This is a genomic window from Thioalkalivibrio sp. ALM2T, from assembly GCF_000381505.1.
In the GTDB taxonomy this organism is placed as follows: domain Bacteria; phylum Pseudomonadota; class Gammaproteobacteria; order Ectothiorhodospirales; family Ectothiorhodospiraceae; genus Thioalkalivibrio; species Thioalkalivibrio versutus.
Map to the genome: position 1 here is coordinate 20,224 of NZ_KB906571.1, position 22,674 is coordinate 42,897.

A 22,674-nucleotide genomic window follows, 5' to 3' on the forward strand; every position below is an offset into this window, starting at 1 on the left:
CTCTCCGCTTCGCTGCGGCCGGGATGACAGCACAAGGGAAGGTTGCAGCCGGCACTGCGAGAACAGCGCGGGCCCTTTAACGCAGGGTGAGGAAGAGGGTCTGGTTGCCGCGACGCAGTTGGAGCTCCAGGGTCTGGTGTGCGGCCAGTTGTTGCGGCAGGTCGGACAGGCGCTGGATGCGCTGGCGGTTGATGGCCAGCAACACGTCGCCCGCGCGCAGGCCGGCGCGCGCCCCCGGGGTGCCGGGCTCCACCGCGATCACCGCCACGCGACTGCCCCCGTCACGCCCGGTGGCCTCGGACAAGCGAACACCCTCCAGCCGCGGGTGCACGGCCGCGCCCTCGATGCGCCGCTCTTCGGGGCGATCCAGGCGGGCGACGATCCGCTGTTCGGCCCCGTCGCGCAGGACATCCAGGCGCACATCGGAACCGGCGCGCAGCAGGCCGAGCCGGTTGCGCAGGTCGCCGGCGCTGCGCACCGGCTGGTCGTCCGCCCGCAGCACGATATCTCCGCTCTGGAGGCCGGCGCGTTCGGCGGCGGATCCACGCACCACGCGCGTGATCACGGCGCCCTGGGAAATATCCAACTCAAAGGCCTGGGCCAGCGCCGGGGTCAGATCCTGCATCTCCACGCCCAGCGCGCCGCGTTCGACACGACCCTCCGCCAGCAAATGGTCGCGAATCTGGCTGGCCATGTTGGCCGGGATCGCGAAGCCGATACCAATGTTGCCCCCGCCGCGCGCGAGAATGGCGGTATTGATTCCGACCAGCTCGCCACGCAGGTTGACCAGCGCCCCGCCGGAGTTGCCGGGGTTGATGGAGGCATCGGTCTGGATGAAGTCCTCGAAGCCGTCACCACCCAGTCCGCTGCGGCCCAGGGCACTGACGATGCCGCTGGTCACCGTCTGGCCGAGGCCGAAGGGGTTACCGATGGCGACCACGAAGTCGCCCACGCGCAGGGCGTCGGAGTCCGCCAGCGGGATCGCCTGCAGGCCCTCCGCGTCGATGCGGATCACGGCGACGTCGGTGGCCGGGTCAGTGCCCACCACCTCGGCCTCGTACTGGCGGCCATCGAAGAGCGTGACCAGGATCGCGTCGGCGCGCGCGATCACGTGGCTGTTGGTCAGGATGGTGCCGGCCTCGGCGTCCACGACCACGCCGGAGCCCAGACCCTGGCGTTCCCGTTCACGCGAACGCTCGGGGACATCGAAAAACCGGCGGAAGAAGGGGTCGTCGAAGAGCGGGCTGACCGACTCCACCACCCGCGCACGGGTGGCAATGTTCACCACCCCGGGGATGGTGCGCTCAAGCATGGGCGCCAGGGAGGGCAGGGGCTGACCGTCCACCGCGGCCGGGAGCTGGGCGGCGGCCGGTGCGGCCCCGAGCAGGGCCAGGGCCAGGATCAGAAGGGGAACCAGCCGACGCATGGGCAATCCTCGATCAGGGCGCCAGGTTGGCGCGCGGGGCGAAGGACGACTCCTTGGCCATCTTGCGGTACCAGTCACCAGCCTCGTCCTCCGGCGGGACCTGCACGAGCAGCTTCAGGTAGAGATCACCCGGTGGCTTGCCCGGGAGTCCCTTGCCCTTCAGACGCATCTGCTTGCCCGACTGGGTACCGGCCGGGACCTTCAGGTTGACCCAGCCATGCGGCGTGGGCACCTCGATCGTCGCGCCCAGCGCGGCCTCCCAAGGGGTGATCGGGATGTCGCGGTAGAGGTTGCGACCGTCCAGCGTGTAGCGATTATCCGGCTTGACCCGGATCTCCAGCAGCAGGTCGCCGGCGCCACCACTACCAACGCCCGGGTCGCCCTGGCCGCGCACCCGCAGGCGCGAGCCATCCTTGGCCCCGGCGGGGATGCGCACGCGCTGCACCCGACCCTCGGCATCCTGAACCGAGACCTCGGTGCCCTTGAGCGCCTGATCCAGGCTGATGTCCACGCGCCCCTCGCGGTCGGCGCCGCGCATGTTGAAGCCGGCCCCACCACCGCGACGCCCCCCACCCATACCGCCACCGCCGAAGATCGAGTCGAAGAAGTCCGAGAAGCCACCGGCATCGGCGCCCCCGCGGGCACCGCCGTATTGCGCCCGGCCGTCCCAGCCGGGCGGCGGACGAAAGTCCTGTCCCTGGCGCCAGTTAGAGCCCAGCTGGTCGTAGGCCTTGCGCTTTTCCGCGTCGCCCAGGGCCTCGTAGGCCTCGTTGACCTCCTTGATGCGGGTCTCGGCGTCCGGGTCCTTGCTGACATCCGGGTGGTACTTGCGCGCCAGCTTGCGGTAGGCCTTCTTGATCTCGTCCTGGCTCGCGTCGCGGCTCACACCGAGGACCTTGTAGTAGTCCTTGTATTCCATTGCTTTCCTCGAGCGGTTGCGGCTGCGTCCTCGGGTGACACCCGGATCTCGCCTAGGGAAACACTGATCAATGTACACGCTCGCGCTCGAGTCGCTTTTGCGTGCGAACAAGGCGCGGCGACCGCCGTGCAGTCATTCTGCACAAAGGAGCCGCAACGCCGTGCGTGCGCAAAAGAGGCCGAGCCCCTTCGGGGTTGGCACCCCAGGTTCCCCGATCCTGCGTTGCGCCGCTTGCGCGGTAGAACCACTACCCGCTGCACGACGCGCCTTGTCTCGGAAAACCTGGGGTACCAACGCGAGTGTGTACATTGATCAGTGTTTCCCTTGCCCATGATAGCCGGGATGCGGCTGTCACCCCGGGAGACACGAGCCGCAGAAAAAGATCCGTGCCTCCCAAGGTTCAAAAAAACGGGCGCCACCGCGGGTGGAACCCGGGGCAGCGCCCGTGTCTCGCCCGGTGGGCGAGCATCCCCACCGGGCACGTGAAGCCGGATCAGTTCTCGATCTGGATCCGGCGCGGCTGCACGCGGGCCTGCTTCGGGATACGCACCTCCAGCACGCCGTTCTCGCTGCGCGCGGAGATATTTTCGGCATCCGCCGTATCCGGCAACGAGAAGCGGCGGAAGAACGAGCCACGCACGCGCTCGATGCGCTTGTAGCCATCCTTCTCTTCCTCGCTTTCGTGCTTGCGCTCGCCGCGCAGGGTCAGCACGCCATTCTCCATGTGCAGTTCGATGTCCTTCGGGTCTACCCCGGGGATATCGGCATGCAGCACGTAGGCATCGGTCTCTTCGCGGATGTCCACTGCGGGGGCCCAGTCGGAGGTCGCGGCGGAGTCCTCGGTGCCGGGCATGTCCGGCATGCGCCCAAGTTCGCGCGACAGTTGACCGAGCAGGCTGAACGGTTCGTAGCGGGTCATGGTCATGGCATTCCCTCCTGTGTGGGTGTCATCTGACTCACCCTTACAGTTAGGGGACACTTCCCGCGTTTTCAAGGGCCTGAGGGAGACGGCGCTCACTGTACTGGCCCGCACTCGCGCCGATTGTGCAGGCTGATGAACGCCTCACTTACACACGGCGAAACTCCCTCAGCTTGTAGTCGTCGTCGGTGATTAGTTCGAACACGCCATGCACGCCGCGCTGATCCAGATGACTGCGCAGCAGCCGCGCCGGAAATTGCACGCTCTCGCCACTATCCGCCTGCGCAAAGACCACCGCGGCACGCCCGGTGTAGTAGTCCTCCATCTCCTGGCGCGAGATCGCCAGGCGCAAGCGAAACCGGCGCATCGGCTATTCCAGGTTTTGCACCTGCTCGCGCAGCTGCTCGATCAGGACCTTCATTTCCACTGTGGCACGAGTGATCTCCAGATCGTGCGACTTGGAGGAGATGGTGTTGGCCTCGCGGTTGAACTCCTGCATCAGGAAGTCGAGCCGCCGACCGCTGGGCCCGCCCTGGTCCAGGATCTCGCGCACGGCCGCCACGTGACCGTCGATGCGATCCAGCTCCTCGGCGATATCCATGCGCTGGGCCAGCAACGCGACCTCCTGCTCCAGGCGTTTCGGGTCCAGGTGCAGGTCCAGTTCGCGGATACGCGCCAGGATGCGTTCGCGCTGCTCGTCGAGCATCGGCTGACGCCGCGAGTGGACCGTCCGGGCATGCTCCGCCAGGGCCTCCAGGCGCGTGCGCATGCCATCGGCCAGGGCTGCCCCCTCCGTCGTACGCATCGCGACCAGGGCCTCCAGCGCGGTGTCGAAGCCGGCCAGTAGCGGCTCCGCCAGGACCTCGCCGGCATCCGAGGCGCCCTGCAGGACGCCGGGCCAGCTCAGCACGTCCAGCGGCGAGACCGGGGCCGGATTGCGCATCCTTCGCTCGATCGCCGCGCAGGCATCGATCAGCGCCTGCGCGCGCTCCTGATCGAAGGCCTCCGGGGCGTTGTCCGCCTGGCCCCGGTCGCGCAGCACCACGTCCACCTTGCCGCGTGCCAAGTGGCCCTTGAGGCGTTTACGCACCTCGGCCTCCAGCGAGCGCAGGTGATCCGGCAGGTGGATCCGCAGCTCCAGGTAGCGGTGATTGACGCTCTTGAGCTCCCAGTCGAATACGCCCCCATCCAGGGTGATGGCGTGCCGGGAAAATCCGGTCATGCTGGTAATCATTATTCCCCCGTTGCGATCCCTGCCGCGCAAGGCATGAGTGTAGTGCGTCACCCCACTGGGCGACGCACTACACTCATGGCCCGTATACTGCGCCCCTCTCAAATCTAGCAAGGATCACAGCATGCGACCCAGTGGCCGAGCAGCCGACGCGATGCGCCCCGTGCGTTTTACCCGCCATTTCACCCGTCACGCGGAGGGTTCCGTACTGGTGGAATTCGGGGACACGCGCGTGCTGTGCAACGCCACGGTAGAGTCGCGCGTGCCGCCGTGGTTGAAGAACAAGGGCCGCGGCTGGGTCACCGCCGAATACAGCATGCTGCCGCGCTCCACCCACGAGCGCATGGTGCGCGAGGCCGCCCGGGGCAAGCTGGGCGGTCGCACCATGGAGATCCAGCGCCTGATCGGCCGCTCACTGCGTGCCGCGGTTGATCTCGAGGCCCTCGGCGAACGCCAGATCATCGTCGACTGCGACGTGATCCAGGCCGATGGCGGCACCCGCACAGCCGCGATTAGTGGGGCCTACGTCGCGCTGCGCGATGCCATCCGCAAGGCACGCGAACAGGGCCTGATCCGCAAGGACCCGCTGCACGGGCACCTGGCAGCGGTCTCCGTGGGCATCTTCAATGGCACGCCGGTGCTGGACCTCGATTACGACGAGGACTCCCAGGCCGAGACCGACCTGAACCTGGTGATGAACGAGGCCGGCGGGGTGATCGAGATCCAGGGCACGGCCGAGGGCCACGCCTTCCGCCGCGACGAGCTGGACCAGATGCTGGATCTGGGCGAGAAGGGCATCCGCGAGATCTGCGACGCCCAGCGCGCCGTTCTGGCCGAAGGCTGATCCGGGCATGACCGGCGAACCGCGGCGCGTGGTGCTGGCCACCGGCAACCCCGGCAAGCTGCGCGAGATCCGCACCCTGCTGGAGCCGCTGGGCCTCGCGGTCGAGTCGCAATCGGAGCATGGCGTGCCGGAGGCCGAAGAGACCGGCCTGACATTCGTGGAGAACGCCATCCTGAAGGCGCGCAACGCCGCCCGACACACCGGACTGCCGGCGATCGCCGACGACTCCGGGCTGGAGGTGGAGGCCCTGCACGGCCAGCCGGGGATCTACTCCTCGCGCTACGCCGGAACGGACGCCGACGATGCCGCCAACAACGCGCGGCTGATGGAGGCATTGCAAGGCGTGCCACCGGAACAGCGGGGTGCGCGTTTCCGCGCCGTGGTGGTGTACCTGGAACACGCCGAGGACCCGGCCCCGATCATCGCCGAGGGCGTGTGGCCCGGCCGCATCGCCGAGCAGGCCAGCGGCGCCGAGGGCTTCGGCTACGACCCGTTGTTCCTCGTTCCGGAGGAAGGCTGCACCTCGGCCGAACTGGACCCGGCGACCAAGAACCGCCTGAGCCACCGCGGCCAGGCCCTGCAACAGCTCGTGGCCAGCCTGCGCAACTGTATGGGCAACCCGACGGCCTGACACCCGGTCCTGCCTGGCTCCGGGGCGCATCCAGGGAGATCGCCACGGCGCTGCGCCCCTCGCGATGACGGTGTCTCTTTGTGCCCGTCGTTGCGAGGCCCCTTAGCAACCGCCCGACGACACCCCGGCGCATGTTCGGGCCCGCGTCGGGGCCAGGCCCAGGAGATCGCCACGCGCCTGCGGCGATCGGCGCGAAAGCCCCGACGTCGGAGGCTGCAATGGCGGGACTGGGTGCTTTCGACGCCACCCGGAGCCTCGCCTATGCTCCGCACATGAACCCCGCGATGACCCATCCGCCACCCCTGGCGCTGTACGTGCACCTGCCCTGGTGCGTGCGCAAGTGCCCGTACTGCGACTTCAACTCCCACGAGCCACGCGGCGAGGCACCGTTCGACGACTACGTGGCGGCGCTGCTGCGGGATCTGGAGGGCCAGCTCCCGGATGTCTGGGGGCGACGGCTGGAGAGTGTGTTCATCGGTGGCGGGACCCCGAGCCTGTTCCCGCCGGAGGCACTGGACGCTCTCATGTCCGGTCTGCGTGCCCGGCTGCCGCTGCGCCCGGACTGCGAGGTTACCCTGGAGGCCAACCCTGGCACCGCCGATCGCGCCTACTTTCGCGGCTACCGCGAGGCCGGGGTCAATCGGCTGTCGCTGGGTGTCCAGAGCTTCGACGACGCGATGCTCGCCCGGCTGGGTCGCATCCACGGCGCCACCGAGGCCCGCGACGCGGTGGAGCACGCCCGCGCCGCCGGCTTCGAGGCGATCAATCTGGATCTGATGTTCGGCCTGCCCGGTCAGTCGGTGGCGGCCGGGCTGGCGGACCTGCAGGCGGCCATCGACCAGGACCCGGGACACATCTCCTGGTATCAGCTGACCCTCGAGCCGAACACCCTGTTCGCGGCGCGCCCACCCGAACTGCCGGAGGACGTCACAATCGAGGAATTGTTCACCCGCGGCCAGTCCCATCTGGCGGCGGCTGGCTATACTCGATACGAGGTATCTGCCTATGCGCGCCCGGGGCAGGAATGTCGCCACAACCGCAATTACTGGACCTTCGGCGACTATCTCGGCATTGGCGCCGGGGCCCACGGCAAGCTGACGCAGGTGCACGATGGCACGATCCTGCGGCGGATGAAGCCGCGCCAGCCGGAGGCCTATCTCGCCGGGCCGCAGCAGCACAACGATCAGACCGTGCCCACGGCGGAGCGCCCCTTCGAGTTCATGCTGAACGCGCTGCGACTGGTGGAAGGTGTTCCGGCCGCGAGCTTCGAGGCACATTGCGGCCTGCCGCTGGCGGCGCTCGAGCCGGCGCTTTCCGAACTGCGCGCGGATGGGCTGCTGGGGGCGAATACGGAGCGCCTGCAGGCCACGGAACGGGGCCTGGCGTTTCTCAATGACGTGCTGGAACGGTTTCTTCCGGAAGGGACTCCGCAGGACTCGATCGCCACGCCGATAGCCTGGCCCGCGGGCCGGGAGGAGGGTCGATAATGCGTCCCGTCGAGTTTGTTGGTTTCGCCTGCCCCTGGTGCGGCGAGCCCGGCGAGATCACGGTGGACATGGTCAGCAATGACCGCGAATGGGTCGAGGACTGCGCGGTGTGCTGTGCCCCCATCGTGTTCCGCCGCGAGGATGCCGGCGACGAGGAGATTCCGCGCGTCGCTGCCCAACGGGAGGGCGAGTGAGCGCGGCGCCACCGTATACCCCGATCGACTGCGAGCGCTATTCCGAGCTGGAGCTGGCCATCCTGCGCGGTCAGTCCCTGCGCACGCACTGGCGCCGCGGGGAGATGGACCGCATCGCGATCGTACGGCCGCTGGACTTGCGCACCCGGCGCAGCGCGGAGTACCTGATCCTGCGTGACGCCGAGGGCCGGCGGCAATGGTGGCGCCTGGACCGGCTGATCAGCTTCGAGCCGGTCTCAGGCTGAACGCCACGCTACCGAAGTCGGCTCGCGGCGGCTGATTGATTCACCACAGTAGGTAGGATGTGATGAGCGCAGCGAATCGCATCGTGTCGCGGCCTGAGGTTTCCCGGCTCCCGGATGGATGCGTTTCGCTACGCTCAACCGCATCCTACTCCCTGCAAAAGAGCTATCACAGGAAGACCAGAAGGCCGGATCAAAATGGGCCTGTAACAGCCTCCGGCGATGAGCTGACCCACAAGGCCTCACAAGGCCTCGGCCCTATCCGGATAACCCTGAAACCTTCCGGTCTTCCAACCTCCCTGTAAACCGCCCTTGCCTTTCGAGGCAGAAGCGGACGCCGGACGCGGCGGGTCTCAGCTGCGCTTCATCTGGTCGAAGAACTCGGAATTGGTCTTGGACGACTGCATGCGGCCGAGCAGGAATTCCATGGCCTCGATGTCGTCCATGCCGTGCAGGAACTTGCGCAGGATCCAGAGCTTTTGCAGCTCGTCGGGTGCGGTCAGCAGTTCCTCGCGGCGGGTACCGGAACGGTTCACGTTGATCGCAGGATAAATGCGCTTCTCCGCGATGCGGCGCTCCAGCTGGAGCTCCATGTTGCCGGTGCCCTTGAACTCCTCGTAGATCACCTCGTCCATCTTCGACCCGGTCTCGACCAGTGCGGTGGCGATGATGGTCAGGCTGCCGCCCTCTTCCACGTTGCGCGCGGCACCGAAGAAGCGCTTCGGGCGATGCAGGGCGTTGGCATCCACACCACCGGTGAGCACCTTGCCGGAGCTGGGCGAGACGGTGTTGTAGGCGCGCGCCAGGCGGGTGATGGAATCCAGCAGGATCACCACGTCGCGCTTGTGCTCGACCAGGCGCTTGGCCTTCTCGATCACCATCTCGGCGACCTGCACGTGGCGCTGGGCCGGCTCGTCGAAGGTGGAGGAGACGACCTCGCCCTGGACCATGCGGTCCATCTCGGTGACCTCTTCCGGGCGCTCGTCGATCAACAGGACGATCAGATAGCACTCGGGGTAGTTGCCGGCGATGCTCTGGGCAATGTTCTGCAGCATCAGCGTCTTGCCCGCCTTGGGCGGGGAGACGATCAGGCCGCGCTGGCCCTTGCCGAACGGTGAGACGATGTCGATGATCCGCGCGGTGATGTCCTCGGTGGAGCCATTGCCGCGCTCCATGCGCATGCGCTTGTTGGCATGCAGCGGGGTGAGGTTCTCGAACAGCACCTTGTGCTTGGCGTTCTCCGGCGGCTCGAAGTTGATCTCCGAGACCTTCAACAACGCGAAGTAGCGCTCGTTGTCCTTGGGCGGGCGGATCTTGCCGGAGATGGTGTCGCCGGTGCGCAGTCCGAAGCGTCGGATCTGGCTGGGCGAGACATAGACGTCGTCCGGCCCGGCCTGATAGGAGCTGTCGGCACTGCGGAGAAAGCCGAAGCCGTCGGAGAGGATCTCGAGGACACCGTCGCCAAAGATGGCTTCGCCGCTCTTCGCGTGAGCCTTGAGCAGGGCGAAGATGATCTCCTGCTTGCGGGCACGGGACATGTTCTCGATGCCTTTTTCTTCGGCAAAGGCCACGAGATCGGCAGCGGACATCCGCTTCAATTCGGTCAGATTCATGCGTGGGATGCTGTGTTCAACGTGGATGATCGGCGACCGGGGATGGTCACTCGGATTGACTGGAAGGAGGCAGGGAATGGCCTGGCGGCCACTCGAACTGGTTCGATGGTAAGCGAGGCGGCGGCGCGGGGCAACCCCGGTGAAACCGGACGCCTGCGAGGCCTGGCGGTTAACCGCCAGGCCCAAGCATCAAAGGTGCTGATCCAGGAACGCAGTCAGCTGCGACTTGGACAGGGCACCGACCTTGGTGGCCTCGACATCGCCGTTCTTGAACAGCATCAGCGTCGGGATCCCGCGGATGCCGTATTTCGGCGGCGTGGACGGGTTCTCGTCGATGTTCAGCTTGGCGACCTTGACCTTGCCGGCGTATTCTTCGGCGATTTCGTCCAGAATGGGGGCGATCATCTTGCAGGGCCCGCACCACTCGGCCCAGTAGTCCACCAGGACCGGCTGATCCGCCTTCAGGACGTCCTCGTCGAAACCGGCGTCCGATGTGTACACAATTTTGTCGCTCACTCCGAGCCCTCATGACTTGGGTTGGGGGAGCAGCCCGCACCGCCGGCTGCACGGCCCTTACTATCGACGATCAACGCCGGACAGTTCAAGTAATACGCAGGAACCGAGGAACCCCATGACCGAAACCGTGCAGGACACCACCCCCCGCTTCGACCAGCTCGATCTGCCCGAACCCGTCCAGGCGGGCATCCGCGCCACCGGTTTCGAAACCTGCACCCCGATCCAGGCACAGACCCTGCCGATCGCGCTGGCCGGCCACGACGTCGCCGGCCAGGCCCAGACCGGGACCGGCAAGACGGCCGCCTTCCTGATCGCGACCTTCAACCGCCTGCTACGCCAGCAGCCGTCGCCCAACCGGCGGCCGACGGACGTGCGCGCCCTGATCCTGGCCCCGACCCGCGAACTGGCGATCCAGATCCACAAGGATGCCGAATCGCTGGGCGCCGAGACCGGGCTGAAGCTCGCGCTGGCCTACGGCGGCACCGGCTACGACAGCCAGCGCGAACAGCTGGAGGCCGGCGCCGACATCTTGATCGGCACGCCCGGACGCATCATCGACTACTTCAAGCAGAAGGTCTTCGGCCTCAAGCATACGGAGGTGGTGGTGCTGGACGAGGCGGATCGCATGTTCGATCTCGGCTTCATCAAGGATGTGCGCTTTCTGATGCGTGGCTGCGCGCCGGCCAGCGAACGCCTGTCGATGCTGTTCTCCGCCACGCTGTCCTTCCGCGTGATGGAGCTGGCGTACGAGCACATGAACAATCCGGAAAAGGTCCAGGTCGAGGCCGAGACCCTGACTGCCGACCGCGTGCGCCAGGTGATTTACTACCCGGCCAACGACGAAAAGATCCCGCTGCTCCTCGGGCTCGCACGCGACCTCGAGCCGGAGCGCGCCATCGTGTTCGTGAACACCAAGCACGGCGCCGAGAAGGTCTGCGACTGGCTGAACGTGAACGACCAGAAGGCCGCGCTGCTGTCCGGCGACGTACCGCAGAACAAGCGCTCGCAGCTGCTGGAACACTTCGCCGCTGGCGAATACACCTACCTGGTGGCGACCGACGTGGCCGCCCGCGGGCTGCACATCCCGGCGGTCACGCATGTCTTCAACTTCGATCTGCCGCAGTCCGGCGAGGACTACGTGCACCGTATCGGGCGCACCGCACGTGCGGGCGCCGAAGGTGACGCGATCAGCTTCGGCTGCGAGGACTCGGCCTTCTACCTGCCGGATATCGAGAGCTACCTGGGCGAGCGCATCCCCACCGCGAGCGTGGACCCGGCACGCCTGTTCCAGGATGCCGTCAAGCCGAAGCCACGCCCGCGCAAGCCGCGCGACGATCGCCGCGGTGGCCCACGCTCCGGCGGAGGCGGCCGCCCCGGAGGCAGCCGCCCGCAGCGCAGCGGCAACCGGGGCTGAGCGGACGCGGGAAAACCACAGAAAAAGATGGTGCCGGCGAGAGGAGTCGAACCTCCGACCTATCGATTACGAATCGATTGCTCTACCAACTGAGCTACACCGGCGAAGCGCGACATGATAGCGAGGGCCGGTGCCGACCACAATCCGGCGAGCCCGGACAATCGACCGATCACCGGCTCAGGAGCGGCGGCGGCCCACGCGGAAGACGACGTCCACACCCTCGAGCTCCTTGCCTTCCGGCAGGGCGGGCAGATCGGAGATGTCGATCCGCGCCGGATCCACGTCTTCCAGTTGCCCGGTATCGGTATGGAACAGGTGGTGATGCGGATTCAGGTTGGAGTCGTAGAACAGCTTGGCCGGATCAATCACGACCTCGCGCACCAGCCCCTTCTCGGCGAACAGGTTCAGGGTGTTGTACACCGTGGCCTTGGACACCCGCGAGGCATGCCGCATTAGCTGCCCGAGGATTTGCTCGGCGCTGAGGTGCTGATGGCGGGCGAACATCACGCGGGCAATCTCGACGCGCTGCTCGGTCGGGGAGATCGCGTGCTCGCGCAGCATTTCGCGCGCGGCGTGGACCGAAAGCAGATCCGGGTTGTTGGAGTCGATGTTCATGATTCCGACGATATAACAGGGATCTGGAGCAAGTCCATATCCCGCTTTCCGGGGACCGGTGAGGCCGGGAAGCCTGATAGAATGGAGCGGGTGATGGGAATCGAACCCACATTAAGAGCTTGGGAAGCTCCCGTTCTACCATTGAACTACACCCGCTTGCGCCGCCGATTGTAGGCCTTGTCGGCCTCCGGCTCAACGGTAAACTGAGCAGTCGAAGAACCATGCAGATTCAGCTGAACGGCGAACCCTTTGAACTCCCCGATGATCGCGAGGCCACCCTGGCCGCGCTGATCGAGGCCCGCGGCCTTGGCGGCCGCCGTCTGGCGGTGGAGGTGAACGAAGAGCTGGTCCCGCGCAGCGAGCACGCGGCCCATCCCTTGAAACCCGGGGATCGCGTGGAGATCGTGCAGGCGATCGGGGGCGGCTAGATTGCCCAGCCGCCCGGCCTGCGACCACTTTTCAACGAAGGAATGACCATGACCGAATCGGCCGCGTCCGCCGACGACCTGTTCCGCGTAGGCACGCGCGAGTTCACCTCCCGCCTGCTCGTGGGGACCGGCAAGTACTGCGATCTCGACCAGACCCGCGACGCCATCGAGGCGAGCGGCGCGGAGATCGTGACCGTCGCCATCCGCCGCACCAACATCGGCCAGAACCCGGACGAACCCAACCTGCTGGACGTGATCTCGCCGGAGCGCTACACGCTGCTGCCGAATACTGCCGGCTGCTTCAATGCCGAGGATGCGATCCGCACCTGCCGCCTGGCACGCGAGTTGCTCGACGGCCACAACCTGGTGAAGCTGGAGGTCCTGGGCGACGAGAAGACCCTGTACCCGGACGTCTTCGAAACCGTGAAGGCCGCCGAGACGCTGGTGGCCGAGGGGTTCGACGTGATGGTCTACACCACCGACGACCCACTGCTGGCGAAGCGCCTGGAAGACATCGGCTGCCTGGCGATCATGCCGCTGGCCGCGCCGATCGGCTCGGGCCTGGGCATCCAGAATCGCTACAACATCCGCGAGATCGTGGAGAACGCCTCGGTTCCGGTGCTAGTGGATGCCGGGGTCGGCACCGCCTCGGACGCCGCGATCGCAATGGAGCTGGGCTGCGACGGCGTGCTGATGAACACCGCCATCGCCGCCGCCGACGACCCGGTGCTGATGGCCTCGGCGATGCGCCACGCGATCATCGGCGGGCGCCAGGCCTTTCGCGCCGGGCGCATGGCGCCACGGCGCTACGCCTCGGCCTCTTCGCCGCAGACCGGCCTGTTCTTCAACTAAGCATGAACGACCAGACCAACACCGGGGCCGACGACGACAAACCGTTCTACCGCCGTATCCGCAGCTTCGTGCGCCGCGAGGGCCGGCTAACCCCCGGCCAGCAGCGGGCGCTGGACGACCTGTCCCCACGCTTTGGCCTGCAGCTGCCGGCGCCTGCCGCGCCGCTGGATCTGGCCGCGGTCTTCGGGCGCACGGCACCCGTGACCCTGGAGATCGGCTTCGGGGACGGCGAGAGCCTGGCTGAGCAGGCCGCGAACCAGCCGGAACGCGACTTCATCGGTACCGAGGTCCATCGACCGGGGGTCGGGCATCTGCTGCGCGAGGTGGAACAGCGCAACTTGTCCAACGTACGTGTCAGCGATGTCGATGCGGTGGAACTGCTGGAGCACTACCTGACGCCCGCCAGCCTGGACTGCGTGCAGGTGTTCTTCCCCGACCCTTGGCACAAGAAGCGCCACCACAAGCGGCGCCTGATCCAGCCGGCCTTCGTACGCCACCTGGCGACGCGCATCCGGCCGGGCGGGCGGCTGCATCTGGCAACCGACTGGGCCGAATACGCCGAACACATGATGGTGGTGCTGCAGGAATGCCGGCCATGGTTCGTGCCGGACGGCCCGATCCCGGCTCCCGGCCGGCCACCGGAGCGCCCGGTGACCAAGTTCGAACGGCGCGGGGAGCAACGCGGCCACAAGGTCGCCGATCTGCTCTACCGGCGCACCGACGAACCCGCCTGATGATACCCGGCGCGATGCCGGGTCGGATCAGACGTTCTTGACCACCAGGACCGGGCAGTCAGCCCCGCCAATCACGCGCTCGGACACGCTGCCCATCAGCAGGCGCTTGAGCCCGGTACGCCCGTGGCTGCCGACCACCACCAGATCGCGATGGTCGCGCGCAGCCACCTCCAGCAGGGTAACCTCGGGGCGCCCCTCCTCGAAGGTCGCATCGGCCTCCAGCCCCTTCTCGCGGGCCTCGCCCTGCAGACGCTGGATGGCCTGGACGCCCTCCTGACGCCGCTCCTCGTTCTGCCCCGGGACCGCCACCGACACGATGGTGATCGGAAGCTTGCAATAGCCGGCCAGCTCGATTGCGGCGCGCGCGGCCTGGTCCCCAAGGTCGGAGCCGTCGGTCCCCACCAGAAGCCCACGATGCGGCGCCTGGGCGCCACGCGGGACAATCATCACGTTGCAGGGTGCGAGCCCCACGACCTTGCGCGTGGCGTCGCCCACCATCAGGCGCGAGAGGTCACCGCGATCGCGCCGGCCGATGACGATCAGCCCGGCCTTGAACTCCTCGGCAATGGCGACGATCTCCTGGTGCCGGTCGACCCCGTGGCGCAGGATCATGGAGGCATCGATGCCCACCTCGCGGGCGCGCTTTTCCAGTGCGTCCAGATCGGTCTGGCCGGCAACGCTCGCCTCGTGGCTGCGCGGCGGAGACAACGCATCGTGCTGGGTATCGGTGCGGATAATCCGTGCGACGATCAGGCGCGCACCACAGCGCTGCGCCAGATCCAGCGCCACATTCTCGGCGGATTCGCTGAATTCGGAGCCATCCGTCGCCAGGACGATGGTCTCGAAACGGCACAGCGGGGCATCGGATTCGGACATGCTGGGGTCTCCACCTGGACTTTTTTCCAAGCATAACCGACATGCCGGCAAACGCCAGCACTCGGGGCCGCACCGACCGAACCGCCAACCCGACGCCGGCGCATTTTTTGCGTCCGTGCCCGCGGGATGAAATAATCCCGCGCTTTCAAGGGAAAGGCGGAATCTGTTTCCTCCGACCCGCCTCGGCGCCTGCGCCCGGCGCGAGTCCCCTTTTTCGGCTTCTGGCCACGCGCCGTCCGGCGCGGGTCCTCAGGACACGACTGGAACATGGAAAACCTTACGCTGACCACCGAGATGATCGTGGTGCTTGCGCTGCTCGCGTTCACGATCTTCCTGTTTGTCTCCGAGATCATCCGGGTCGACCTGGCGGCGATCTCGGTGATGGTCCTGCTCGGCCTGCTGACGCTGGTGCCCGGACTCGGGATGCTGGTCGGCCAGGAAGAGCTGTTCAGCGGCTTCGCCTCCAATGCGGTGATCTCGATCATCGCGGTGATGATTATCGGCGCGGGCCTGGACAAGACCGGCGTGATGCACAAGGTGGCGGCGTTCATCATGCGCGTGGGTGGCACCACCGAAAAAAGCATCATCCCGACCGTCTCCGGAACCGTCGGCGTAATCTCCAGCTTCATGCAGAACATCGGCGCAGCCGCGCTGTTCATGCCGGTGATGAGCCGCATCTCCAATCGCCTGAACATCCCGCTGTCGCGCCTGCTGATGCCGATGGGCTTCGCCGCGATCGTCGGCGGCACCATCACCCTGGTCGGGTCCAGCCCGCTGATCCTGCTGAACGACCTGCTGCCGTCGGACATGGAACCGTTCCAGCTGTTCGACGTGACCCCGATCGGGCTGGCCCTGCTGGCGACCGCCATCGTCTACTTCGTGCTGCTGGGCCGTTTTGTACTGCCGTCGGTAAAGACCAAGTCGGCCCAGCGCGAGAGCGCACAGGACTATTTCCAGCGCGTGTACGGCCTGTCCTACGAGATCCATGAGCTGTTCGTCCCGGAGAACGACCCGATGGTTGGGCGCACGGTGGCCGAGATTGAGCGTGAGACCGGGATCGCGATCGTCGGCACCTACATGCGTGACGAGCTGCGCATGGCACCGTGGACCGGCTACGAGATCCAGGCCAACTCGCACCTGGCCGTGCTGGCCAGCCCGTCACGCATGGAAAAGCTGTGCGAGGGCACGCGCAAGCGTCCCAGCACCCATCTCGACGTGTTCGCCAACGCCCTGGACAGTGGGCGTTCCGGCGTCGCCGAGGTCGCCATCGCCCCGGGCTCGAACCTCGCCGGCAAGACGGTCACCGAACTGGCGATGCGCCAGACCTACGGCCTGTCGGTGATGCGCATCCAGCGCGGCAACGAGACCTACGGCGAGGGGCTGCGCGACATCCCCCTGGAGCCGGGCGATATCCTGGTGGTGCACTGCACCTGGGAATCGCTGGCCCGGCTGGAGCAGGACCGCGATTTCGTGGTGATCACGTCGGACTATCCGCGCGAGGAACTGGTACCGTCCAAGGTGCCGCATGCGCTGTTCTTCCTGGCGCTGACCGTGGGCCTGATCGTGTTCACCGACCTGATGCTCTCGGTCGCACTGCTGACCGGCGCACTGGGCATGATCCTGACCGGCGTCATCAGCCTCGACAACGCCTATCGCGCCGTCAGCTGGAAGACCGTCTTCCTGCTGGCGTCACTGATCCCGCTGGGCATGGCGGTGGAGAACACCGGAACCGCCGCCTGGATCGCGCAGAACACGCTCGACATGCTGGGCACCGTACCGCCCTGGGTCCTGCAGGCGACGATCTTCGCCCTGGCCACGTTCTTTACCCTGGTCATGTCCAACGTCGGCGCGACCGTGCTGCTGGTGCCGCTGGCGATCAATTTCGCGATCGCCGCGCAGGCCGCGGGCATGGATGCCGACCCGCGCGTGTTCGCGCTGACCGTGGCGATCGCCACCTCGAATTCCTTCCTGATCCCGACCCACCAGGTGAACGCCCTGATCATGGGCCCCGGCGGCTATCGGGTGAAGGACTTCATGAAAGCGGGCGGCATCATGACCATCCTGTTCGCCGTGGTCGCCATGTTCATGCTCAACCTGATTTTCTAGTCTGTTAAACGCAACCTTTAGCAACCCGTTTGCAAGGAGAAATCCCATGTCCCAGAAGCATCCCGTGATTGCGGTGACCGGTTCCTCGGGTGCCGGCACCTCCACCGTCAAGCGCTCCTTCGAGTCCATCTTCCGTCGCGAGCAGATCAGCCCGGTTGTGATCGAGGGCGACAGCTTCCATCGCTATGACCGCAAGGCAATGAAGGAGGCGATGCAGAAGGCCGCCGCCGACGGCAACGATCACTTCTCGCACTTCGGCCCCGAAGCCAACCTGTTCGATCGCATCGAGGGGCTGTTCAAGACCTACGGCGAGACCGGCCAGGGCGAGAAGCGCTACTACCTGCACTCCGACGAAGAGGCCGCCGAGCACAACGAGCGCCTGGGCACCAACCTCGGACCGGGCGAATTCACCCCCTGGGAAGAGATCCAGCCGGGCACCGATCTGATGTTCTACGAAGGCCTGCACGGCCTGGTCGTGAACGGCGAAGTGGACGCCGCGCAGCACGTGGACCTGGGTATCGGCGTGGTGCCGATCGTGAACCTCGAGTGGATCCAGAAGATCTTCCGCGACAATGCCGAGCGCGGCTATTCCGCCGAGGCGATCGTCGACACGATCCTGCGCCGCATGCCGGACTACGTGAACTACATCACCCCGCAGTTCGGCTACACCGACATCAACTTCCAGCGCGTGCCGACGGTGGACACCTCCAACCCGTTCATCGCCCGCGCGGTGCCGACCCCGGACGAGTCGATGGTGGTGATCAGCTTCAAGGATCCGACGAAGCTCGGCATCGACTTCCCGTACCTGCAGAACATGATCCCGGACTCCTTCATGTCCGATCCCAAGACCCTGGTGGTCCCGGGCGGCAAGATGAGCTTCGCGATGGAGGTCATCCTGGCCCCGATCATCCACGAGATGCTGTCGCGTCGCGGCTGATCCGCAAGCCCAAGAGAAGTTCCCAAGCCCCGCTCCGGCGGGGCTTTTTTCGTTCAAGGCCGGGCATTCCGCTAGGATTCGGGCTTTAACCAACAGGACGGAGTTGGCGTGTTCGGACTCTTCGGGCCACGGCCGGCCCAACAGATGGAGCGCTTTCGCAGCCGTTACGACGGACGCTCGCTGATCGTGCACCAGGGTTTCAACGGAGACTGGCTGGAGGAGCTCATCAAGCAGCCGGGCGGCGGGGGCCACTTCCGCATGGACAGCCGACCGCTGCCGCGGCGGCGCCCCACCCCGGTGGAATGGCTGGTGCAGACCTACATCCTGCCGCTGGAGCTCCCTCAGCCGCTGTTTCTGGACGTACGCGAGGACGCCATCCTCGTACGCCACCTGACGCGCGGGCAGCATGCCGTGCACCCCTCCGAGATCGCCTGGTTTCTGGAGGAACTGGACACTCGCCACCACGCCCGCCTGGTCTTCGCCGAAGATGGCGGCCTGCACGTGCACACCGGCCTGCCGGTCGACGACAACGAGGCCCTCAGCATGCTGGAGCATCTCGGTTTATGACCACACCCTTTCGCAGCGCCACCGCCCGCGGCGACGAGCCCGGGGCCCTGGCCACCACCCTGATCGCCGAGCTCGGCGAACAGCCGGTGCGTGGCGATGATCAGGTACGCGTCGGCTTCATCTATCTCTCCGACCCCCTGAGCCGCCACGCCCGCAGCCTGCTGAAACACCTGCGCGAAGGCCTCGGGATCGATCACTTCGTCGGCGGCATGGCCATGGCGATCATCGGCCCGCACGACGAGCTCTACGAGCAGCCCGGTGTGACCCTTATGATTGGCGAGTTCCCGGCATCCAGTGTTCGGGTCATCTACCATCCGGTGCGTCGTTTCGAGGATCTGGTAAAGGAACTGGACGGCTTCCTCGACCCGCAGACCCCGGGGCGTCTGATCCTGAATGCCGACCCCCAAACGGAGGGCCTGGAAGGCATACTGACCGAAATCGGCGAGCAGACCGCCTGGTTCGCCACCGGGGGGGTCAACTCCGGCGAGCCGGGCGTGGTACAGATCGCCGACGGGGTCTCCGCCTCGGGCATCACCGGCCTGGCGCTGCGCGACGATGTCGCCATCGCCGCGCGCCACAGCCAGGGCTGCACACCGCTGCCCGGCCAGCACGAGCTGACCGAGACCTGGCGCAACATCATCGTGCGCCTGGACGGGCAGCAGGCGCTGCCGGCATTCAAGGGCATCATCGGCGATGTCCTGTCGCGCGATCTGGAACGCGCGCTGGGCTACATCCTGGTCGGCTTTCCCATCGCCGGCTCGGATACCGGCGACTATCGCGTGCGCAACATCATCGGGGTAGACCTGGATCAGGAGGTCCTCGCGATCGGCGAGATGCTGGAACCGGGGTCGCAGATCCTGTTCGTGCGCCGCGACGGCCAGGCCGCCCGCGACGACCTCGAACGCATGCTGGAACAGGTGCGCGCCCAGGCACCCAACGGTATTCGCGGGGCGCTCTACGTCTCCTGTGTCGGGCGCGGACGCCACCAGTTCGGGCAGGAAGGCGCGGAGTTGGCTATCGTGCAAAAGGGGCTGGGGGACGTACCCCTGGTCGGCTTCTTCGCCAATGGCGAGATCTTCGCCAACCGCCTGTACGGCTACACTGGGGTCCTGACCCTGTTCACCTGAAACGCACTCCACCACACCCCGGGAGAAGGCATGCAGTACCGCAAGCTGGGACGTACCGATATCGAAGTCAGCCTGATCGGCCTGGGCACCATGACCTGGGGCGAGCAGAACACCGAGCGCGAGGCGCACGAGCAGCTGGACTACGCGCTGGGGCAGGGCGTGAACTTCATCGACGCCGCCGAAATGTACCCGGTGCCGCCGCGCGAAGACACCCAGGGCCTGACCGAGACCTACATTGGCAACTGGCTGGCGCAGCGCCAGAATCGCGACCAGGTCGTGCTGGCCAGCAAGGTCGCCGGCCCCGGCATGATCGACTACCTGCGCGGCGGCCCCCAGCTGAACCGCGAGCACATCGAGCAGGCCCTGAGCGACAGCCTCAAGCGGCTGCAGACCGACTATCTGGACCTCTACCAGGTCCATTGGCCGGCGCGCGCGACCAACTTCTTCGGCCAGCTCGGTTACAGCCACAAGCCCGACGATAACGCCACGCCGATCGAGGAGACCGCCGCCGCCCTGAAGGCCATGGTCGACAGCGGCCGGGTGCGGACCATCGGCATCTCCAACGAGACCCCGTGGGGCTTCATGGAATGGATCCGCGCACATGACCGCGGCCTGTCCGAGCGCATTGTCTCCATCCAGAACCCCTACAACCTGCTCAACCGCAGTTTCGAGGCGGGCCTGGCCGAGATGGCCATCCGCGAGGACGCCGGCCTCCTGGCCTATTCGCCGCTGGCCTTCGGCATGCTCTCCGGCAAGTACCTGGATGGCGCCAAGCCGGCAGGTGCCCGCCTGACCCTGTTCGAGCGCTTCCAGCGCTACAGCAACGAATCCGGCCTGGCCGCCACCGCCGAGTACGCCAGGCTCGCCGCCGAACACGGGCTGACGCCAACCCAGCTGGCACTGGTCTTCGTCAACCAGCAACCGTTCGTGACCAGCAACCTGGTCGGCGCGACCACCATGGAACAGCTGCGCGAGAACATCGCCACCGTCGACATCACCCTGTCCGACGCCGTGCTGGAGGCCATCGAGGCGATCCACGCCCGCTATACCTACCCTTGTCCTTAGGTCGGATCCGTTGCACCTGATCGATACGCACGTCCACCTGGACCTCGACGCGTTCGATCCGGACCGCCCGGCGGTGCTGGACCGGGCCCGCGCCGCCGGCGTGCAGGAACTGGTCCTGCCCGGCGTCACGCGTGCCCGCTGGCCGGATCTGGACGCCCTGCACCGGCACTACGATGGTCTGCATGTCGCCTACGGTCTGCACCCAATCTTCCTGCAGGACCATGCGGATGACGACCTCGACGCGCTGGAGCCCTGGCTGGACGCGCACCCGGAGACCGTCGCCGTCGGCGAGATCGGACTGGACGGCTACCACCAGGAGCTCGACTGGGATCGCCAGTGGCGGTTCTATACGCGGCAACTGGCCATCGCCCGGGAACGCGAGCTGCCGGTGATCATCCACAGCCGACGCGCGCTCGACGAGGTCCTGAAGGGCCTGCGCCAGCACCCCGGCATCAGCGGCATCCTGCATGCCTTCATCGGGAGTCCGCAGCAGGCTCGGCAGGCGGCGGATCTCGGCTTTGCACTCGGGATCGGCGGACCCGTGACCTACGAGCGCGCGAAGAAACTGCACCGCGTGGTGCGCGAGGCACCGCTGGAGGCACTGGTGGTGGAGACGGACGCCCCGGACCAACCGCTGGCCGGACACCAGGGCGAGCGCAACGAACCGGCCATGACTGCCGAGGTCAACCGCCAGCTCGCGGCCCTGCGAGACATGGATCCGGCCGAGATGGCTATAATCACGTCACAAAACGCACGCCGGGTCCTCCGGCTCCCGACCGGTTCCGCTGCATGAGCTCGCCCGCCGACGCCCCGCACAATCCCTATACCGAACGCACGGATCTGCTGCTGGGGCATGACGTCACCGCGCGCCTGCGCGATCGGCATGTCTTCATCGCCGGACTGGGCGGTGTGGGCAGCTACGCGGCCGAGGCGATCGCGCGGGCCGGGGTCGGACGCATGACCCTGGCCGATCACGACGTGGTCGGGGCCTCCAACCTGAACCGCCAGCTCGTCGCGCTGCGCTCCACCGTGGACCGACCCAAGACCGAGATCATGGCGAACCGCATCCACGACATCGATCCCGGCATCGAGGTCATCATTCGCCAGGACTTCCTCCAGCCCGACACCATCGGCGACCTGGTCCCCGAGGATGCCGACTTCGTGCTGGACGCGATCGACTCCATTGTCTGCAAGGCTGCGCTGGTCGCGACCGCCCAGGCCCGTGGGCAGGCCGTGATCTCGAGCATGGGCGCAGGTGGGCGCATCGACCCGACGGCCGTGCGCGTAGGGCCGCTGAACGAGACCCGCGTGTGCCCGCTCGCGCGGCAGATGCGCAAACGGCTGCGGCGCCTAGGCGCACATCTCGACTACCCCGTGGTGTTCTCCATCGAGCAGCCGCGCAAGGGCACGGAGCACCGGCCGGTCGGCGACGGCGGGCGCCCGCGCTCGGTCAACGGCACCATCTCCTACCTGCCCGCGATCTTCGGCCTGACCGCCGCCGGGCACGTAATCCAGCAGCTGATCGCCCGCGCCTGACCGCCGCGCACGACACGCAACGCCCCCGTATTCACGTAGGATGCGTAGAGCGTAGCGAAACGCATCGTTCACCCGTTGCCAAGGCCATGCATGATGCGTTTCGCTGCGCTCTACGCATCCTTGTGTCTTGCGGTTCACGGATCGCTACCATGAACCGTACCGGGCTCGGGGTAACCCGAACGCATCCTGAGGTCACGAACCTGTTTCGTAGATGGGCCCCCGAGTCCTTTTTCATCTCGAAGTTTGAACGGTATCCAATGCCCCCCGTGAGGGACGGGTGAGGCTGTACGGACAAGGCGAGAGGACGAGATGGCGCATATTGGCATTGATGTGAGCAAGAACAAGCTCGACTGCATGTGGGTCCGGGATCTGGAGGCGGGCAAGGTCAAGCCCAA

The 22,674-nt window shown here is 66.6% G+C and carries 25 protein-coding genes and 2 tRNA genes; 16 read left to right on the forward strand and 11 right to left on the reverse strand.

Going from position 1 to position 22,674, the window contains the following annotated elements; genetic code table 11:
• Positions 1–76 precede the first annotated feature (76 nt).
• From F816_RS0112835 to F816_RS0112855, 5 genes are all read right to left on the reverse strand, one after another.
• A complete protein-coding gene (locus tag F816_RS0112835; RefSeq protein ID WP_019595071.1) occupies positions 77–1,426 on the reverse strand; it encodes a Do family serine endopeptidase in 1,350 nt (449 codons plus the stop codon).
• Positions 1,427–1,439: 13 nt separating this feature from the next.
• Entirely contained in the window at positions 1,440–2,345 is a 906-nt protein-coding gene (locus F816_RS0112840) for a DnaJ C-terminal domain-containing protein (protein WP_019595072.1), read from the reverse strand.
• Positions 2,346–2,838: 493 nt separating this feature from the next.
• On the reverse strand, positions 2,839–3,270 hold the full coding sequence (locus F816_RS0112845) for an Hsp20/alpha crystallin family protein (RefSeq protein WP_018175884.1): 432 nt from the start codon (positions 3,268–3,270) through the stop codon (positions 2,839–2,841).
• Between the two features lie 142 nt (positions 3,271–3,412).
• Positions 3,413–3,631 carry a DUF2835 family protein gene (locus F816_RS0112850; protein ID WP_018144873.1) on the reverse strand — a complete coding sequence of 73 codons (219 nt, stop codon included), beginning with the start codon at positions 3,629–3,631 and terminating at the stop codon, positions 3,413–3,415.
• 3 nt (positions 3,632–3,634) lie between these two features.
• Positions 3,635–4,498, reverse strand: a complete 864-nt coding sequence (locus F816_RS0112855; RefSeq protein ID WP_019572104.1) for a YicC/YloC family endoribonuclease — start codon at positions 4,496–4,498, stop codon at positions 3,635–3,637.
• A 121-nt stretch (positions 4,499–4,619) separates the two neighbouring features.
• Between F816_RS0112855 and rph the strand changes: the two genes are divergently transcribed.
• The 5 genes from rph (at position 4,620) to F816_RS0112880 (ending at position 7,896) form a co-directional block, all read left to right on the forward strand.
• A complete protein-coding gene (gene rph, locus F816_RS0112860) occupies positions 4,620–5,339 on the forward strand; it encodes a ribonuclease PH (RefSeq protein ID WP_018938668.1) in 720 nt (239 codons plus the stop codon).
• 7 nt (positions 5,340–5,346) lie between these two features.
• Positions 5,347–5,970, forward strand: coding sequence for an RdgB/HAM1 family non-canonical purine NTP pyrophosphatase (gene rdgB, locus F816_RS0112865; protein WP_019595073.1), 624 nt, complete (start codon positions 5,347–5,349; stop codon positions 5,968–5,970).
• Positions 5,971–6,188: 218 nt separating this feature from the next.
• Positions 6,189–7,457: a radical SAM family heme chaperone HemW gene (gene hemW, locus F816_RS0112870; RefSeq protein ID WP_019595074.1), complete on the forward strand. Its 1,269-nt coding sequence runs from the start codon at positions 6,189–6,191 to the stop codon at positions 7,455–7,457.
• Positions 7,457–7,651 carry a CPXCG motif-containing cysteine-rich protein gene (locus F816_RS0112875; protein ID WP_018168681.1) on the forward strand — a complete coding sequence of 65 codons (195 nt, stop codon included), beginning with the start codon at positions 7,457–7,459 and terminating at the stop codon, positions 7,649–7,651. Before hemW ends, F816_RS0112875 begins: the two co-directional genes overlap by 1 nt.
• A complete protein-coding gene (locus F816_RS0112880) occupies positions 7,648–7,896 on the forward strand; it encodes a transcriptional antiterminator, Rof (RefSeq protein WP_019595075.1) in 249 nt (82 codons plus the stop codon). The genes F816_RS0112875 and F816_RS0112880 overlap by 4 nt, the downstream gene beginning before the upstream one ends.
• A 350-nt stretch (positions 7,897–8,246) precedes the next feature.
• Here F816_RS0112880 and rho read toward each other — a convergent pair whose 3' ends face one another.
• Positions 8,247–9,506, reverse strand: coding sequence for a transcription termination factor Rho (gene rho, locus F816_RS0112885; protein ID WP_018168683.1), 1,260 nt, complete (start codon positions 9,504–9,506; stop codon positions 8,247–8,249).
• A 189-nt stretch (positions 9,507–9,695) separates the two neighbouring features.
• The gene (gene trxA, locus F816_RS0112890; RefSeq protein WP_012983830.1) at positions 9,696–10,022 is read right to left on the reverse strand and encodes a thioredoxin TrxA; all 327 of its coding nucleotides are present in this window, start codon (positions 10,020–10,022) and stop codon (positions 9,696–9,698) included.
• A 115-nt stretch (positions 10,023–10,137) separates the two neighbouring features.
• On the opposite strand from trxA, the gene F816_RS0112895 reads away from it, so the two are divergent.
• Positions 10,138–11,436 carry a DEAD/DEAH box helicase gene (locus F816_RS0112895; protein WP_019595076.1) on the forward strand — a complete coding sequence of 433 codons (1,299 nt, stop codon included), beginning with the start codon at positions 10,138–10,140 and terminating at the stop codon, positions 11,434–11,436.
• A gap of 28 nt (positions 11,437–11,464) precedes the next feature.
• Here the strand turns inward: F816_RS0112895 and F816_RS0112900 are convergent.
• From F816_RS0112900 to F816_RS0112910, 3 genes are all read right to left on the reverse strand, one after another.
• Positions 11,465–11,540: transfer RNA gene (locus F816_RS0112900), tRNA-Thr, on the reverse strand.
• 73 nt (positions 11,541–11,613) lie between these two features.
• Positions 11,614–12,051 carry a Fur family transcriptional regulator gene (locus F816_RS0112905; RefSeq protein WP_018144889.1) on the reverse strand — a complete coding sequence of 146 codons (438 nt, stop codon included), beginning with the start codon at positions 12,049–12,051 and terminating at the stop codon, positions 11,614–11,616.
• Positions 12,052–12,133: 82 nt separating this feature from the next.
• A tRNA-Gly gene (locus tag F816_RS0112910) sits at positions 12,134–12,207 on the reverse strand.
• A 65-nt stretch (positions 12,208–12,272) separates the two neighbouring features.
• Here F816_RS0112910 and thiS point away from each other — a divergent pair.
• From thiS to trmB, 3 genes are read left to right on the forward strand one after another with little or no spacing between them, the layout of a single operon-like run.
• The gene (thiS, locus tag F816_RS0112915; protein WP_018175889.1) at positions 12,273–12,479 is read left to right on the forward strand and encodes a sulfur carrier protein ThiS; all 207 of its coding nucleotides are present in this window, start codon (positions 12,273–12,275) and stop codon (positions 12,477–12,479) included.
• A gap of 48 nt (positions 12,480–12,527) precedes the next feature.
• Positions 12,528–13,331 (forward strand): thiazole synthase, encoded by an 804-nt coding sequence (locus F816_RS0112920; protein ID WP_019595077.1) that lies wholly within the window; start codon positions 12,528–12,530, stop codon positions 13,329–13,331.
• 2 nt (positions 13,332–13,333) lie between these two features.
• A complete protein-coding gene (trmB, locus tag F816_RS0112925) occupies positions 13,334–14,065 on the forward strand; it encodes a tRNA (guanosine(46)-N7)-methyltransferase TrmB (RefSeq protein WP_019595078.1) in 732 nt (243 codons plus the stop codon).
• A 27-nt stretch (positions 14,066–14,092) separates the two neighbouring features.
• Here trmB and F816_RS0112930 read toward each other — a convergent pair whose 3' ends face one another.
• Entirely contained in the window at positions 14,093–14,941 is an 849-nt protein-coding gene (locus tag F816_RS0112930; RefSeq protein WP_018175891.1) for a universal stress protein, read from the reverse strand.
• 267 nt (positions 14,942–15,208) lie between these two features.
• On the opposite strand from F816_RS0112930, the gene F816_RS0112935 reads away from it, so the two are divergent.
• From F816_RS0112935 to F816_RS0112965, 7 genes are all read left to right on the forward strand, one after another.
• Positions 15,209–17,047, forward strand: a complete 1,839-nt coding sequence (locus tag F816_RS0112935; RefSeq protein ID WP_019595079.1) for an SLC13 family permease — start codon at positions 15,209–15,211, stop codon at positions 17,045–17,047.
• A 46-nt stretch (positions 17,048–17,093) separates the two neighbouring features.
• Positions 17,094–17,984, forward strand: a complete 891-nt coding sequence (locus F816_RS0112940; RefSeq protein WP_019595080.1) for a phosphoribulokinase — start codon at positions 17,094–17,096, stop codon at positions 17,982–17,984.
• 108 nt (positions 17,985–18,092) lie between these two features.
• Positions 18,093–18,551 (forward strand): hypothetical protein, encoded by a 459-nt coding sequence (locus F816_RS0112945; RefSeq protein ID WP_018175893.1) that lies wholly within the window; start codon positions 18,093–18,095, stop codon positions 18,549–18,551.
• The gene (locus F816_RS0112950) at positions 18,548–19,678 is read left to right on the forward strand and encodes an FIST C-terminal domain-containing protein (protein ID WP_019595081.1); all 1,131 of its coding nucleotides are present in this window, start codon (positions 18,548–18,550) and stop codon (positions 19,676–19,678) included. Before F816_RS0112945 ends, F816_RS0112950 begins: the two co-directional genes overlap by 4 nt.
• Positions 19,679–19,708: 30 nt before the next feature.
• On the forward strand, positions 19,709–20,743 hold the full coding sequence (locus tag F816_RS0112955; protein ID WP_019595082.1) for an NADP(H)-dependent aldo-keto reductase: 1,035 nt from the start codon (positions 19,709–19,711) through the stop codon (positions 20,741–20,743).
• A 10-nt stretch (positions 20,744–20,753) separates the two neighbouring features.
• Positions 20,754–21,536 (forward strand): TatD family hydrolase, encoded by a 783-nt coding sequence (locus tag F816_RS0112960; protein WP_019595083.1) that lies wholly within the window; start codon positions 20,754–20,756, stop codon positions 21,534–21,536.
• Complete coding sequence (locus F816_RS0112965) at positions 21,533–22,279, forward strand: ThiF family adenylyltransferase (protein ID WP_019595084.1); 747 nt, start codon at positions 21,533–21,535, stop codon at positions 22,277–22,279. Before F816_RS0112960 ends, F816_RS0112965 begins: the two co-directional genes overlap by 4 nt.
• The last annotated feature ends 395 nt before the right edge of the window (positions 22,280–22,674 follow it).